Raw genomic sequence first — 16396 nt, forward strand, 5'->3', positions numbered from 1 at the left:
TTTTAAGACTTACTGGTTCAAAAAATTATAAAACCCTGACAGTTTAAAATTGTCGGGGTTTTCTATTTTACTTTGTTCTCTTAATATTTACAGGATTTTGACGAGTATCAAAGACATCCAAAACCTCTACTGCATTTTTCTCAAAATTAATCCAATAAATTATCTTATAATTTTTAAAAATCAAATAACGTATTTCTCTTGAATAATTAAGTAAAAGTTCTTCTTTTTGACCAATTTCAGACTGTGTTTCTAACTTAAGTGTTTCTTTTGTAATTCCAACTACAAGATTCTTTGCAACATTTAAACTGGCCGTCTTTTTATAGTAATCAAAAATACTCTTCAACTCTGCCTTGGCAAAATCAGTCCAAAAAATTTTTAGCGCCATTTTTCAATTTCAGAAATTAAATCAGTAGCTTCTGTCACACGTCCATTTACAGAATCTTCAATAGAAACATCAATTCTCTCTTGAAAATCAGCCGTTGACATTGGTTCGAATGAGGAACTAATTTCAGTTTCTTTTTTTAATAATTTTTCGAACTGAGAAATTGCTTTCTCACTTTCCAATTTAAGAAAGTCTCTAATAAAATTTACTTTTCTAGTATCTAAGTCCATCACTTTCACTTTCTATTTTTATCAAAGTTACAAATTATCTCTAAATGAAAATTTACTAGTTTCAATTTTAATATCATTTGGTATAAGTCGATTTGAATTTCTTTTCAAAAACATAACGTTCTTAATATTAAAATAACGCTTTCGTAATAAGTGTCGGGACTTTGATTAACATATGGCTTCTATTTTTGGGAAAATTTAAAAAATCAAAAACTAGAAATTAAAATCATAGTTATGAAAACAAAATTACGCATTGCTTCTATCACATTCATTATCAGCTTTTTCGTACATGCCCAACAACAGCCAAAAGGAATTACCGGAAATACAAACTGGATGAACAACTGGACTAGTTTCAGACCTGCTGCAAATGACTACAGTGAAGCTACCAATATAATTGCAGGAACCATTGATAAAGATACCAGATTAGTAAAACGCAATGTTTATCATTTAGTTGGCGTTGTGTATGTCACCAATAACGCTACTTTAACAATAGAACCCGGAACTGTAATTCGTGGAGATGATAAAACCTGCGGTACTCTTGTAATTACAAACGGAGCAAAAATTATTGCTGAAGGTTTGGAAACTGACCCTATTATCTTCACTTCAGAAAATGAAATAAACAACAGAAAACCAGGTGACTGGGGCGGAATTATTGTTTTAGGAAAAGCGCCTATTAATACTTTAGGAGGTGTTCATACGTTACCTTTTGATCTGGAGCCGACTTTAAATCATTACGGAGGTCAGGATCCGGAAGATAACTCAGGGATTTTAAAATATGTGCGAATTGAATATGCAGGTAGAAAATTAAGCGCTTCTAAAGAACTTAATGGACTTTCTCTTGCCGGAGTTGGAAGAAAAACAATTGTAAGCAATATTCAAATCAGTTTTTCAAATGATGATTCTTTTGAATGTTATGGAGGAGATTTGAATCTTAGTAATCTTATCTCATTTAGAACAACAGATGATGATTTTGATTTTACACAAGGTTCTCAAATTAATATCAGCAATAGTATTGCCATTCGCCATCCGTTTTCTTCAGATATTTCAGGTTCAAGATGCTTTGAGGTGGACTCTTACGAGAAAATTGCCAATACGGATATGACTAAAAAAATGACTAAAATAAATGCAAGTAATATCACTTTGGTCAATCTGGAAGAAAACAATCAGGGATTAGTTAGAGAATCAGCTTACATTAGAGAAAATACATTTTTCAACTTAACGAATAGTGCTATTTCAGGTTTTGCTCCTTTTATTTTACTTGAAGGCGCAATTGGAAATGGAGAAGCAAATCTGTCAAAAATTAGCTTTAAAAATGTTATTGCCAACAACTGCAAAGGAGAAATTGAAAGTGAATCTGCAAGCAATAATACAGGAATAAAAAACTATTACAGTAATCCTCAAAACGATATTCAGTTCACAAAAGTGAAGCTGAGTGAACTATTTTATCTTCCAAATATCAAAGCAAATCCAGATTTTAGATTAAATGTAAACAATACGCTGGCTATTGGAAATTAAGGAATTGTAATCTATCAGATGAACAAAATTTAACAAATTTCGAAATTTCGAAAAGATTTTTTTGAAATTTTATGTCCTCTATTTAAAATTACATTTATATATTTGTGACATCAAAATAAAGAAATGAGAACAATTTTAAACAATACTTGGTGGTGGAGCAATTTACGTCAGACGTCGTGAACAAAGCTTCCTATGGTATTGTAAGAAAACTATAAATATAAAAGGCTTGTCATCACGACAAGCCTTTTTTTTTGGCCCAAAATTGAAATATAAAACTAACACAATTAAAAAACTATATACATTGAAACCTTTTATCCTTAATACCAATTACAAGCAAATTCTGGCAGACACTGTTACGCCGGTTAGTATTTACTTTAAAATCAGAGATAAATTCTCAAACAGTTTATTATTGGAAAGTAGTGATTATCATGGAAATGATAACAGTTTCTCTTATATCTGCTGTAACCCGATTGCTACTATCAAAATAGAAAATGAGATCATCTCAAAAACTTTCCCTGATGGAACTTCTGAGAAAATTAATATCGATTCTTCAACAAATATTCCGCAGGTAATTCAGGAATTTTCGGCTCAGTTTAAATCAGAGAAAAATGATTTCAAGTTCATCAACAACGGATTATTTGGATACATTTCTTATGATGCTGTTCGCTATTTTGAAAAAGTTTCTATTGCAAAAAAAGACAATGCAACTTCAATTCCGGATGTATTTTATGCAGTTTACCAAAACATTATTGCCATTAACCACTTCAAAAACGAAGCTTATATTTTCTGCCACAGTTTAGACGGAAAAAATAATATCGCCGAAATTGAGCAGTTACTGCAATCCAGAAATATTGCTTCTTATAAATTCTCTAAAGAAGGCGAAGGTTTTTCTAATCTTACTGATGAAGAATTTAAAGAAAATGTGGCTTTAGCTAAAAAACACTGTTACAGAGGTGATGTTTTTCAATTGGTTTTATCACGCCGTTTTACACAAGGATTTAAAGGTGACGAATTCAATGTTTACAGAGCTTTAAGAAGCATCAACCCTTCTCCGTATTTGTTCTTTTTTGATTATGGAGATTTCAAAATATTCGGTTCTTCTCCGGAAGCGCAAATTATTGTAAAAGACAGAAAAGCTGAAATTCATCCAATTGCAGGAACTTTTAAGAGAACCGGCGATGATGAACGTGACGCACTTTTAGCCAAAGAACTTTCTGAAGATAAAAAAGAAAACAGCGAACACGTAATGCTGGTTGATTTGGCCAGAAATGATTTAAGTAGAAATGGTCACGATGTAAATGTGGAAAAATACAGAGAAGTTCAGTTTTTCTCTCACGTAATTCACCTGGTTTCAAAAGTAACAGGACATTTACACGATAAAGCAACAACGATGCAGGTTGTTGCGGATACTTTTCCTGCAGGAACATTAAGCGGCGCTCCAAAACACAGAGCGATGCAGTTAATTGAAGACTGCGAAAAAACAAACCGTAATTTCTACGGAGGCGCAATTGGTGTTATGGATTTTGATGGAAACTTTAACCACGCGATTATGATTCGAACTTTCCTTTCTAAAAATCATCAATTACACTGTCAGGCGGGCGCCGGAATTGTAGCAAGCTCAGATGAAGAAAGCGAAATGCAGGAAGTTTACAATAAATTAAGAGCCTTGAATACAGCGCTGGAAATGGCAGAGAAAATTTAGTAATCAGTGTTCCGTTTTTTAGTGTTCAGTGATAGAACCTGAAACTTTAAACTTGAAACAATTAACAAACAAACTATAAAAACCATGAAAAAAGCAATTTCGATTTTAATTTTAATTATTACTCTGACGTCTTGCAATTCTGAAAAGAGAAATCCAATTGAAGGAACCTGGCGTCTCATATCGGCTGAAACTACTGAGAAAGATTCAACTTTTTCTACTTTCAACAAAAATACTAAAATGATTAAAATAATAAATGAAACTCACTTTGCTTTTCTAAATCATGATTTAAAAAACGGAAAAGATTCAACAACAGCATTATACTTTGCCGGAGGCGGAAAATATACTTTGAAAGACAGCATTTACACAGAAAATCTGGAGTTTTTCAATAATCGCGACTGGGAAAACAACAAATTTGAATTTGTAGTGAAAGTTCAAAACGACACTTTAATTCAAAAGGGAATAGAAAGAGTAGAAAAATTAGGAGTAGATCGTATTATAGTTGAAAAATACGTTCGAGAAAAATAAAATTTAGTTGCCAGTCTCAGTTTTCAGTAAAAAACTTAGTATCTCAGAAACTTAGAACCTTAAAAAAATGAAAAAGATTTTAGTTATAGACAATTACGATAGTTTCACTTACAATTTAGTGCACTATTTAGAAGATTTAAACTGTGAAGTTACTGTTTACAGAAACGATGAATTTGATATTGATGAAATTGCGTCATTCGAAAAAATATTACTTTCTCCAGGGCCAGGAATTCCGGATGAAGCAGGTTTATTAAAAGCAGTAATCGAAAAATACAGTCCAACAAAAAGTATTCTTGGCGTTTGCTTAGGACAACAAGCAATTGGCGAAGTTTTCGGCGGAACACTTTCAAATCTTGATAAAGTATATCATGGCGTTTCGACAAATGTAAAAACAGTTGTTGACGATGAAATTCTGTTTGAAGGATTAGGAAAAGAATTTGAAGTTGGAAGATACCATTCCTGGGTTGTAGATACAAATCTTCCCGATGAACTTGAAGCGACTTCTTTTGATGAAAACGGTCAGGTAATGTCTTTAAGACACAAAAATTATGATGTTCGAGGCGTTCAATTCCACCCGGAAAGTGTACTAACACCAAACGGAAAAAAAATGTTAGAGAATTGGGTGAAGAGTTAGTGATCAGTGTTCAGTCCCGAAACTTCGGGATAGTATTCAGTCACAGTTTACAGTCACAGTAAAAACTTAGAACCTTAGTCTCTTAGCAACTTAGAATCTTTAAAAAAATGAAAACTATATTAAACAAATTAATCAATCACGAAGTGCTTTCTAAAGAAGAAGCAAAACAAGTATTGATTAATATTTCAAGCGGTCAATATAATCCAAGCCAGATTTCGGCATTTTTGACCGTATTTATGATGCGAAGCATTACAATCGATGAACTTTCGGGCTTTCGTGAAGCTTTATTGGAATTATGCATTCGTGTCGATTTATCAGCCTATAATACTATCGATTTATGTGGAACCGGTGGTGACGGAAAAGATACTTTTAATATCTCGACTTTAGCTTCATTTGTTTCAGCAGGAGCCGGAATTAAAATCGCTAAACACGGAAATTACGGAGTTTCATCTATTTCAGGATCCAGCAACGTAATGGAAAAAATGGGAATTAAATTCAGCAACGATCCTGACTTTTTAGAAAAATGTATCGATCAGGCCGGAGTTTGCGTTTTACACGCTCCCCTATTTCACCCAGCGATGAAAAATGTAGGACCAATCAGAAAAGAACTGGCTGTAAAAACCTTCTTTAATATGTTGGGACCAATGGTAAATCCTTCATTTCCACAAAATCAACTGGTTGGTGTTTTCAACTTAGAGCTGGCAAGAATGTATGCCTATTTATACCAAAATACAGATGTTAATTTCACCATCTTACATTCGCTTGACGGATATGATGAAATTTCATTAACAGGTCCAACAAAAACCATTTCCAACCACATGGAGGGAATGTTAAATCCGGAAGATTTTGGTGTTCATCTTTTATCACAAACTGAAATTGAAGGCGGAAAAACAATCGAAGAATCGGCTGAAATTTTTACGAATATTATTTCAGGAAAAGGAACAGAAGCACAAAACAATGTAGTTTGCGCCAATGCGGCAATGGCAATCGCAACCGTTACAAAATGTTCTCCAAAAGAAGGTTTTGAATTAGCGAAAGAAAGTTTATTATCTGGGAAAGGTCATCAAGCATTAAAAAAATTACAAGATTTAAGTAAATAAAAACAAACACAAATTTCACGAATTAGCACCAATAAATTTGTGCCTTTTTGACTTCGTGGCAAAACAACAACAATGAACATTTTAGATAAAATAATAATAGATAAAAAACGAGAAGTCATTCTGAAGAAATCAATTATTCCGGTTTCTCAGTTGGAAGCTTCTGTATTTTTTGGAAAACAAACTATTTCTTTAAGTCAGAAATTAAAAGAAAGTAACTCTGGAATTATTGCTGAACACAAACGCCGTTCTCCTTCAAAATCAATCATCAACAATAATTTTACCGTTGAAGAAGTAGTAAAAGGTTATGAAGCTGCTGGTGCCTGTGGAATCTCAGTTTTAACCGATGGAAAATATTTCGGTGGATCTTTAGATGATTTACTTTTGGCAAGAGCTTCTGTAAATATTCCGCTTTTGCGAAAAGAGTTTATTGTAGACGAATACCAAATCCTTGAAGCCAAAGCACACGGCGCAGATTTAATTTTATTAATCGCAGCAGTTTTAACCCGAGAAGAAATAAAATCTTTATCTGAATTTGCTAAAAAATTAGGTTTAGAAGTTTTACTGGAAGTTCATAATCAGGAAGAATTAGAAAAATCAATTATGCCAACATTGGACATGATTGGCGTGAATAACAGAAACCTGAAAACATTTGAAGTAAGTTTAGATTTCAGTAAAGATTTAGCATCTCAAATTCCTGACGATTTTGTAAAAGTTTCAGAAAGCGGTATTTCATCAGTAGAAGCCATTCAGGAACTAAAACCTTACGGTTACAAAGGTTTTTTGATTGGGGAAAACTTCATGAAAACCGATAACGCGGGACAAGCCGCAACGGAATTCATCAATCAAATAAACCAATAAGATTTGCCACAAAGTCACAAAGGCGCAAATCTAATTTTTACTGGTTTGCAAAATAAAAAACTTTGTGTCTTGGTGTCTTTGCGGCAAAAAACAAATAAAAAAACTTAGTGTCTTAGCGCCTTCGTGGCAAAAAACAAATAAAAAAAATGAAACTTAAAATATGCGGTATGAAATATCCTGAAAACATTCTCGAAGTAGGCGCGCTGTTGCCTGACTATATGGGATTTATTTTCTGGGAAAAATCCGCGCGATATTTTAACGGAACGATTCCTGAGCTTATAAAAACAGTCAAAAAAGTAGGTGTTTTTGTAGATCAGAGTCAGGAAGATATTCTGGAGAAAGTCGGAAAATACAATTTACAAGCGGTTCAGTTACACGGACATGAATCCGTTGAATTTTTATCAGAACTAAAAAATCAATTACCTAAAAAAGTCGAAATTATAAAAGTATTTTCAGCCGATGAAAATTTCGATTTTGAAGTCATAAAACCTTTTGAGCCGGTCTGCGATTATTTTTTGTTTGACACCAAAGGAAAACTTCCAGGCGGCAACGGAACAACTTTTGACTGGACCATATTAAAAAAATACAATTCCAAGAAACCTTTCTTTTTAAGCGGTGGCATTGGAATGAAGGAATTAAAAGCCATTGAAGAAATCTCAAAAACCAATTTACCAATCTACGCTGTTGATGTAAATAGTAAATTTGAAATTGAACCAGGGCTGAAAAACAGAAATTTATTTAGCAATTTCAAACGAAAATTTGACGTTGCCAACTTTTAAAATTTAAAAAAATGAGTTTTAACGTTAACGAAAAAGGATATTACGGAGAATTTGGAGGAGCTTACATTCCGGAAATGTTATATCCGAATGTAGAAGAATTACGCCAAAAATACTTAAGCATTATGGACGAACCTGATTTTAAAGCAGAGTTCAACCAACTGCTTAAAGATTATGTGGGACGCCCTAGCCCATTGTATTTTGCAAAACGCTTATCTGAAAAATACAACACAAAAGTCTATCTAAAAAGAGAAGATTTAAATCATACCGGAGCACACAAAGTAAACAATACTATCGGACAGATTTTATTAGCTAAACGTCTGGGTAAAAAAAGAATCATTGCGGAAACCGGCGCTGGTCAGCATGGTGTGGCGACTGCAACAGTTTGTGCTTTAATGGGAATCGAATGTATTGTTTATATGGGAGAAATTGACATTGCACGTCAGGCTCCAAACGTAGCTCGTATGAAAATGTTAGGTGCTGAAGTTCGTCCGGCACTTTCAGGCTCTCGTACTTTAAAAGATGCTACAAACGAAGCGATTCGTGATTGGATTAACAATCCTGTCGATACACATTATATCATTGGTTCGGCAATTGGACCGCATCCATATCCGGATATGGTGACTCGTTTTCAGAGTATTATTTCAGAAGAAATAAAATGGCAGTTAAAAGAAAAAGAAGGTCGCGAGAATCCTGATTATGTAGTGGCTTGTATTGGCGGCGGAAGTAATGCTGCCGGAACTTATTATCATTTTTTACACGAACCGGAAGTTGGAATTATTGCAGTTGAGGCAGCCGGAAAAGGTGTTGACAGCGGTCATAGTGCAGCTACAAGTAAATTAGGAAAAGTTGGAATTATCCACGGCTGTAAAACGCTGTTGATGCAGACAACAGATGGACAAATTACAGAACCGTATTCTATTTCTGCCGGTTTAGATTATCCTGGAGTTGGCCCATTGCACGCGCATTTAGCACAAACTGGACGTGGGGAATTTTTCTCTGTAACCGATGATGATGCCATGAATGCCGGTCTTCAATTAACTAAACTAGAAGGTATAATTCCGGCAATAGAAAGTGCTCATGCTTTTGCAGTTTTGGATCAAAAGAAATTCAAACCAGAAGATATTGTAGTGATCAGTCTTTCGGGTCGTGGCGATAAAGATTTAGATAATTATATTGATTACTTTAAATTGTAATAAAAATTGTAATTTGGACGTTGGTTTTTAAAATCACCAACGCTAACAAATAACGAGAAAAATCATAATTATGGAACTATTATTCTCATACGGAACACTAAGATCGAAACAAATTCAGATGCAGATTTTTAATAAAGTTTTAGTTGGAACTCAAGATCAAATATTGGGTTACAAACTAAAAAGTTTACAAATAGAGGAGGAATTTGGAATGGCTGATTATGTTGTTGCAGTACCTAGCGAAAATCTGGAAGACATTATACATGGTGCTGTTTTCGAAGTGACTAATAATGAATTATTAAAAGTCGATCAGTTTGAATCTAATTCCTATAAAAGAGTTCAGGTCAAACTAAAATCGGGAAGAACGGCGTGGATTTATACGGAAAATAAATAATCGCTAAATATATTACGATAAAAAACTTAACCGATTTTGGAAATCGGTTAAGATAAAAAATACATATTAATGAACAGAATAACTCAAAAATTACAAGAAGATAAAAAGATCCTTTCGATTTATTTTTCTGCAGGTTATCCCAACTTAAATGATACGGTGCAGATTATTCAGGATTTAGAAAAAAACGGAGTTGATTTAATCGAAATCGGACTTCCATTTAGCGATCCTTTGGCAGATGGACCAACGATTCAGGCGAGTTCGACTCAGGCACTTCATAACGGAATGACGACTCAGATTCTTTTTGATCAGCTAAAGAACATTCGCGAAAGCGTAAAAATTCCGTTGATTATTATGGGATATTTTAATCCGATGTTACAATATGGTGTCGAAGCTTTCTGTAAAAAATGCGCAGAAATTGGAATCGACGGTTTAATTATTCCGGATCTTCCGGTTGACGTTTACGCCGACGAATACAAAGCTATTTTTGAAAAATATGGTTTAATCAATGTGTTTTTGATTACACCTCAAACTTCAGACGAAAGAATTCGTTTTATCGACAGCGTTTCAAACGGATTTATCTATATGGTAAGTTCTGCAAGTGTTACAGGTTCTCAATCTGGTTTTGGAAATACTCAGGAAACTTATTTCGAAAGAATTGGAGCAATGAATTTGAAAAATCCTCAAATTGTTGGTTTTGGAATTTCGAATAAAGAAACGTTCAATCAGGCAACAAAATATGCTAAAGGTGCTATTATTGGGAGTGCTTTTATCAAACATTTAAGCGAAAGCGGAAGCGGAAAAATTGCAGAATTTGTTGGAGGGATTCGATAGTTAAATTCAAATTGAGAAATTTTATTCGCGTAGTTTGTCATTTCGACGAAGGAGAAATCTCCATAAGTAGCTCTACAAAGATTGATACACTTTACGGATAATCGTCTTGGAGATTTCTCCTTCGTCGAAATGACAAAACTATGTGGGAAGAAAGCTGAAATACAATTTCAGCTTTTTTTTTGCTCAAAATTATCGAAACCGTTTTATGTTAATATTATGTTAAAATAAAATTAAACAAGCGTTTAAATTAAACAACTGTTTAATTTTGCATCTGATTAGAAACAATACCATGTCACACATCGAATTGAACGACAAAAAAATTCAGATTCTAAACGTCGCTGAAAAGCTGTTTTCTGAGAAAGGATTTGAGGGTACATCTATACGGGACATTTCCAAAGAGGCAAAAATCAACATTGCCATGGTTTCGTATTATTTTGGTTCAAAAGAAAGGCTACTGGAAGCTCTGATTTTTTACAAAACTGTTGATCTAAAACTACAACTCGAAAATTTATTGCAAGAAAACATCGAACCTCTTGAAAAAGTCAATAAATTAATCGAAATTTACATTAACAGAATTTGCCTTAACAAGGGGATTTACAGGGTTTTACATTTTGAACTTTACAATAAAAAGAGAGAAAAAAGCCTTGAAGCTTTTACCGAACTTAAAAAAGGAAATTTAAAATCGGTTGAAAGCATTATCAAGCAGGGTCAGTCTCAGGGAGTTTTTAGAAAAGATGTTAATATCCAGCTTATTACTCCAACAATTATTGGAACCTTTTTTCACTTTCACATGAATCGCTCTTTCTTCGAAGAATTATTTGATTTAAAAACAGAAGAAATGTTTAACAATTACATTAAAAACGATCTTACAAAGCACATTCAACAAACTATAAAAGCGCTACTTGTTTATGAAAATTAGTCAATTAATGCTCTTTGGAATATTCTTTATCGGAATATCTTCAGTAGAAGCACAAGAAAAAACAAGTTTAACTTTAGATGAAGCCGTAAAAATGGCCTGGGAAAAGAGTAACGAAGTTACGCTTGCCAACACTAAGGTAAACACCAAAAAACACGAGTTAACAGCCGTAAAAAATAATCAGTATCCGGATTTAAAAATTTCCGGTCAATATCAGCGCCTTACAAAAGCTTCTATTGATATGCACAATGAAGGAGAAAGTGCTGCCACTCTGGCTTCTCCAGACCGTGCAATGCTTGGAATGGCAAATTTAAGTTTACCTATTTTTGCAGGTTTTAAAATTCAAAGCAGTATTGATGCTTACGACAGCATGTACGAAGCTGAAACTGCTAATGCTGCAAAAACAAAAGAAGATGTTGCTTTAAAAGTGATTACTTATTATACTGCATTATATAAAGCACAGAAAACTTTAGATGTTTTAAACGAAAATCAAAAAAGTGCTAAACAGCGTGTTACTGATTTCACTGAATTAGAGAAAAACGGAATTATTCCGAGAAACGATTTGTTGAAAGCACAACTGTTAGTTTCAAAAACACAATTATCTATTGATGAAGCTAAAAATAACTTAAACAATATTAATTTTTATCTGACAACTTTATTGAAAATGGCTCCTGAAACACAACTTCAGGTAAATGAGGCTGATTTCTTTAATTTAAAAACCAATAATGCTCCAACAACTGATGCATTAGCGTTGGAAAGCAGAAAAGATTTAGAAGCAATTCGCTTACAGTCTAAAGCTTCAGAGGCAAATATTAAAATTGCAAAAGCAGGTTATTACCCAACGCTTTCTTTGCTTGGAGGATATACTGCTTTAGATCTGAAAGATATCATTACAGTAAAATATGCTATGAATTTTGGTTTAGGTTTATCATATGATTTATCCGGAATTCTAAAAAACAGTGCACACGTAAAAGAAGCGGAAAGCAGAGCTTTGGAAGTTAAAAATACCGAAGCAATCATGACGGACCGTATTAAAGTTGAAGTTCAGAAATCTCTTGAGGATTATGACTTAGCCATCAACCAAAGCGTGGTTTACGAAGAGGCTCTACAACAAGCTGCTGAAAATTATAGACTTGTAAAAGATAAATTCGACAATGGTCTTGCAGATACTAATGATTTAGTTGAAGCAGATGTTGAACAACTAAGCGCAAAAATCAATACAGCTGTTGCCAAAGCAACAATTATTCAAAAATATTACGAATTACTTTCAGTATCAGGACAATTATCACAATCATTCAATCTTTCAAAAATATAATCGATAGCTCTCATGGAAAAGAAAAAGACAAATAAAAAATTCATCATCATACTAGCCGTTTTGGTTTTAGTGGGAGGAACTTACGGAATATCAAAATACTTACACGCACAATCACACGAAGAAACGGATGATGCTCAGGTTGAGAAAAGAATGAACCCAATTATCCCAAGAGTTTCAGGATATATCAGTAAAGTTTATGTGAAAGATAATGATTATGTAAAAAAAGGAGATACTTTATTTACTATTGATAAAAGAGACTATCAGCTAAAGATTGATGAAGCAAATGCTGCTTTATTAGGCGCTGAAGGACAATTTGAAGCTGCAAAAGCTGACATTGGAAGTGCTTACGCAAGTATTTCTGTTTCTGATGCACAAATGAGATCTGCGAGTGGTTCTATAGAAAGTGCAAAGATTAGATTGAGACAGCTAACAAACGATTATAACCGTTACAATAACTTGTACAAAACGCATACGATTACAAAACAACAATATGAGCAGGCTTTAACTGCAAAAGAAGAAGCAGAAAACCAGGTACGTGTTTTAGAGCAACAACAAAAAGCTACATCTTACCAAAAATCGGTTATTCAGTCAAAATCTAAAGTTTCTGACAAACAAACAGAAGTTGCTGCAGCAAACATCAAAAAAGCAAAAACAATGTTAGATGTTGCACACTTAAATCTTTCTTATACTGTAGTTACTGCTGCAATTGACGGTCAGGTTTCTAAAGTAGATATTCAGCCAGGACAATTGGTTCAGCCAGGACAATCTTTATTCTATATCATCAATAATAATGAGGCTTGGGTTGTAGCTAACTTTAAAGAAACTCAATTAAATAAAATGGTGGTTGGACAAAAAGTAGGTTTAAAAGTAGACGCTTATCCAAACTATGAGTTTAAAGGAACTGTATCTTCTTTCTCTCCTGCTACAGGATCTCGTTTTTCATTACTTCCTCCTGATAACGCAACAGGAAACTTCGTAAAAACTATTCAGAGATTACCAGTAAAAATCACGATCGACGAATCTAACGATCCTGAAAAAGTAAAACTTTTAAGACCAGGAATGAACGTTGACGTTGATGTACATTTAAAATAAAACATGGCAGGAGCAGTACAAGCAGACGACGATTTAGTAGAATACGGTTTCAGACGAGTTATCATTACGATTACAGCAGTACTTTGTGCACTGCTGGAAATCGTAGATACTACGATTGTAAACGTAGCGCTGACAGACATGCGCGGAAGTCTTGGTGCTACCTTGACCGATGTGGCATGGGTTATTACAGCATACGCAATTGCGAATGTTATTGTAATTCCGATGACAAGCTGGCTATCACAGCAATTTGGAAGACGTAATTATTTTGTGGCTTCCATAATAATATTTACTGTCTGTTCTTTTTTGTGTGGTAACGCCACCAATATTTGGGAACTTGTAGCCTTCCGATTCGTACAAGGTATGGGTGGTGGAGCGTTATTGGTAACAGCCCAAACGATTATTACAGAGAGTTATCCCGTAGCAAAACGTGGAATGGCGCAGGCTATCTACGGAATGGGTGTAATTGTAGGACCAACTTTAGGTCCGCCATTAGGAGGTTATTTAGTGGATAATTATTCCTGGCCTTATATTTTCTATATCAACATTCCATTAGGAATTATCGCTACTATTTTGGCCTTAACTTTTGTTAGAAGTCCAAAATATGGAGAGAAACTAAAAGCCAATCAGGTTGACTGGTGGGGAATTATTTTGCTGAGCACTTTTATTGGATCTTTACAATTCGTTTTGGAACACGGACAACAAGACGACTGGTTTAATGATTCTTTAATTGTGACTTTAAGTGTTGTAACTGTTCTGGGATTAATTCTGTTTATCTGGAGAGAGCTTACATACAAGCATCCAATTGTGAATTTAAGTGTTCTAAAAGACGGAAATTTAAGAATTGGAACCGTAATGTGTTTCATCTTAGGTTTCGGTTTATATGGTTCAACATTAATTATCCCAATTTATACGCAGTCAATTCTGGGATGGACAGCAACTGATGCCGGATTATTATTGATTCCGGGATCTATTACAACGGCTATTATGATGCCATTTGTTGGGAGTATGATTCAGAAAGGTGTACCACAGGGTTATATGGTTGGAGTAGGATTTTTAATTTTCTTCTTCTTTACCTTTATGATGTACAGCCGAATGACACCGGACACTGGTGTTGAACATATGTATTGGCCTTTAATTTTAAGAGGAATAGGTTTAGGATTACTTTTCGTTCCTATCACGACACTTTCGCTTTCGACTTTGAAAGGAAAACAAATTGGTGAAGGAGCTGCATTTACCGGAATGATGCGTCAATTGGGTGGATCTTTTGGTATTGCGATTATTACCACTTTCATTACCCGTTTCAGCCAGTCGCACCGAGTAGATTTGATTAATAATCTTGATCCGGCCAAATTTGAAGTACAACAGCGAATTGCAGGAATGCAGCACGCGTTTATGGCAAAAGGATATAGCGCTGATGTTGCTCTGAAAAAAGCGTATCAGGCTATCGAAATGTCAGTCATGAAACAAAGTACTGTAATGGCTTATATGGATATTTTCCTTTATTTAGGAATTATGTTTTTATGTTGCATACCGATTATTCTCTTTATCAAAAAAGGGAAGAACAAAATTAGTGCAGCCGACGCAATGCATTAATAATAATAATTTTATAATACGCAGAAACGCCGAATTCATCATTCAGAATTCGGCGTTTATTTTTTCTGTTTAACCGCAAAGGACGCAAAGAATTTTTAATTCCGAGAATATCATTAAAACGCAAAGTTCGCAAAGCTTTGTGATAAAAACTTTGCGAACTTTGCGTAAATCTTTGCGTCTTTGCGTTTAAAAAAACTTAGCATCTTAGCATCTTAGAACCTCAGCATCTTCAAAAAGTTATCTTGTAAAAACCAAATGATTTCCTTTTGAAAGATTAGCATCAAATCGGTATCCTTCGTAATTAAAACCTTTTAAGTCATCAATAGTTTCAGCATTAGTATCGATGATATAACGCACCATCATACCTCTCGCCTTTTTGGCAAAGAAACTGATCATTTTTAGTTTTCCGTCTTTGTAATCTTTAAAGTCAGGCGTAATTACAGGAACTTTTAAAGCTTTTACATCCACGGCAGAAAAATATTCATTACTCGCTAGATTCACGAATAATTCATCTTTCTTTAATTCTTTGTTTAAAGCTTTTGTTACAACAGGTTTCCAGAATTCGTGAAGATTTTTATATTCGCCGACTGGCATTTTAGTTCCCATTTCCAAACGATAAGCTTGCATTAAATCAAGTGGTTTTAAAAGACCATAAAGTCCGGATAAAATTCTCAATTTATCCTGAAGACCATCTAATTTTTCTAACGGAATTGTATAAGCATCCAAACCTGTGTAAACATCACCATCAAAAGTATAAACCGCTGGTCGTGCATTTTCTGCAGTAAAAGGTGTTTTCCATTCTTGATTACGTTTCCAGTTTAAGTCGGCTAGTTTGTCTGAGATGGACATTAGTTCCGATAATTCAGCTGGCTTTTTAGTTTTTACTACTTTATGAACCACTCTTGCTTCTTTTAAGAACGAAGGTTCGGTATATTGAGGAGTTGGTAATTCTTTTTCGAAATTCAATGATTTCGCTGGAGATATAACAATTTTCATGTGTGCTTTTTTCTATGATTCAAAAATACAAATTGAATTTCTAAAAATTATTATTTGCAATTGATTTGTTCTATTGTTCTATTTTTTTAGCCACGAATTTGCTTCGCCTATTCGCTATCGCTCGAGTCACCAATTTCCACGAATTTTTCTTTCACTTTGATTGTGAAGATTTTTTGCCACAGATTTAAAGGATTAAAAGGATTTTTTTAATCTATTTCCATTTTTTTCTGCCACGAATTGCACTAATTTTCACTAATTTTTCTTTCACATTGATTGTGAAGATTTTTTGCCGCAGATTAAAAAGATTTCCACAGATTTTTTTTAATCTATTTCTATTTTTTTCTGCC

The 16396-nt window shown here is 34.0% G+C and carries 17 protein-coding genes; 14 read left to right on the top strand and 3 right to left on the bottom strand.

Features of this window, described 5'->3' with window-relative positions; all coding sequences use genetic code 11:
- Window positions 1–67: 67 nt before the first annotated feature.
- A complete protein-coding gene (locus HYN56_RS24050) occupies window positions 68–385 on the bottom strand; it encodes a type II toxin-antitoxin system RelE/ParE family toxin (RefSeq protein WP_109194524.1) in 318 nt (105 codons plus the stop codon).
- Window positions 376–612 (bottom strand): hypothetical protein, encoded by a 237-nt coding sequence (locus HYN56_RS24055; RefSeq protein WP_109194525.1) that lies wholly within the window; start codon window positions 610–612, stop codon window positions 376–378. The genes HYN56_RS24050 and HYN56_RS24055 overlap by 10 nt, the downstream gene beginning before the upstream one ends.
- Window positions 613–843: 231 nt before the next feature.
- On the opposite strand from HYN56_RS24055, the gene HYN56_RS24060 reads away from it, so the two are divergent.
- The 14 genes from HYN56_RS24060 to HYN56_RS24125 all read left to right on the top strand — a co-directional run bounded on the left by HYN56_RS24060 (window position 844) and on the right by HYN56_RS24125 (window position 15053).
- Window positions 844–2124, top strand: coding sequence for a hypothetical protein (locus HYN56_RS24060; RefSeq protein WP_109194526.1), 1281 nt, complete (start codon window positions 844–846; stop codon window positions 2122–2124).
- A gap of 301 nt (window positions 2125–2425) precedes the next feature.
- The gene (locus HYN56_RS24065) at window positions 2426–3826 is read left to right on the top strand and encodes an anthranilate synthase component I family protein (RefSeq protein ID WP_109194921.1); all 1401 of its coding nucleotides are present in this window, start codon (window positions 2426–2428) and stop codon (window positions 3824–3826) included.
- 84 nt (window positions 3827–3910) lie between these two features.
- Entirely contained in the window at window positions 3911–4351 is a 441-nt protein-coding gene (locus tag HYN56_RS24070) for a hypothetical protein (RefSeq protein WP_109194527.1), read from the top strand.
- 67 nt (window positions 4352–4418) lie between these two features.
- Window positions 4419–4985, top strand: coding sequence for an anthranilate synthase component II (locus HYN56_RS24075; RefSeq protein ID WP_091492027.1), 567 nt, complete (start codon window positions 4419–4421; stop codon window positions 4983–4985).
- A 107-nt stretch (window positions 4986–5092) separates the two neighbouring features.
- Window positions 5093–6085, top strand: a complete 993-nt coding sequence (gene trpD, locus HYN56_RS24080) for an anthranilate phosphoribosyltransferase (protein ID WP_109194528.1) — start codon at window positions 5093–5095, stop codon at window positions 6083–6085.
- Between the two features lie 72 nt (window positions 6086–6157).
- Window positions 6158–6943: an indole-3-glycerol phosphate synthase TrpC gene (gene trpC / locus HYN56_RS24085; protein WP_109194529.1), complete on the top strand. Its 786-nt coding sequence runs from the start codon at window positions 6158–6160 to the stop codon at window positions 6941–6943.
- A 146-nt stretch (window positions 6944–7089) separates the two neighbouring features.
- Window positions 7090–7722: a phosphoribosylanthranilate isomerase gene (locus HYN56_RS24090; RefSeq protein ID WP_109194530.1), complete on the top strand. Its 633-nt coding sequence runs from the start codon at window positions 7090–7092 to the stop codon at window positions 7720–7722.
- 11 nt (window positions 7723–7733) lie between these two features.
- Window positions 7734–8915 carry a tryptophan synthase subunit beta gene (trpB, locus tag HYN56_RS24095; RefSeq protein ID WP_109194531.1) on the top strand — a complete coding sequence of 394 codons (1182 nt, stop codon included), beginning with the start codon at window positions 7734–7736 and terminating at the stop codon, window positions 8913–8915.
- A gap of 70 nt (window positions 8916–8985) precedes the next feature.
- Window positions 8986–9306: a gamma-glutamylcyclotransferase family protein gene (locus tag HYN56_RS24100; protein WP_109194532.1), complete on the top strand. Its 321-nt coding sequence runs from the start codon at window positions 8986–8988 to the stop codon at window positions 9304–9306.
- A 69-nt stretch (window positions 9307–9375) separates the two neighbouring features.
- Window positions 9376–10137 carry a tryptophan synthase subunit alpha gene (gene trpA / locus HYN56_RS24105; protein WP_109194533.1) on the top strand — a complete coding sequence of 254 codons (762 nt, stop codon included), beginning with the start codon at window positions 9376–9378 and terminating at the stop codon, window positions 10135–10137.
- 289 nt (window positions 10138–10426) lie between these two features.
- Window positions 10427–11056: a TetR/AcrR family transcriptional regulator gene (locus HYN56_RS24110; RefSeq protein ID WP_109194534.1), complete on the top strand. Its 630-nt coding sequence runs from the start codon at window positions 10427–10429 to the stop codon at window positions 11054–11056.
- Window positions 11046–12368: a TolC family protein gene (locus HYN56_RS24115; protein WP_109194535.1), complete on the top strand. Its 1323-nt coding sequence runs from the start codon at window positions 11046–11048 to the stop codon at window positions 12366–12368. Before HYN56_RS24110 ends, HYN56_RS24115 begins: the two co-directional genes overlap by 11 nt.
- Before the next feature lie 12 nt (window positions 12369–12380).
- Window positions 12381–13460 (top strand): HlyD family secretion protein, encoded by a 1080-nt coding sequence (locus tag HYN56_RS24120; RefSeq protein ID WP_109194536.1) that lies wholly within the window; start codon window positions 12381–12383, stop codon window positions 13458–13460.
- Between the two features lie 3 nt (window positions 13461–13463).
- The gene (locus HYN56_RS24125; RefSeq protein WP_109194537.1) at window positions 13464–15053 is read left to right on the top strand and encodes an MDR family MFS transporter; all 1590 of its coding nucleotides are present in this window, start codon (window positions 13464–13466) and stop codon (window positions 15051–15053) included.
- Between the two features lie 237 nt (window positions 15054–15290).
- Here the strand turns inward: HYN56_RS24125 and yaaA are convergent, their stop codons facing one another.
- Window positions 15291–16049, bottom strand: coding sequence for a peroxide stress protein YaaA (gene yaaA, locus HYN56_RS24130; RefSeq protein ID WP_109194538.1), 759 nt, complete (start codon window positions 16047–16049; stop codon window positions 15291–15293).
- Window positions 16050–16396: the final 347 nt, after the last annotated feature.

Origin of the sequence: Flavobacterium crocinum (genome assembly GCF_003122385.1) — a bacterium.
GTDB lineage: Bacteria > Bacteroidota > Bacteroidia > Flavobacteriales > Flavobacteriaceae > Flavobacterium > Flavobacterium crocinum.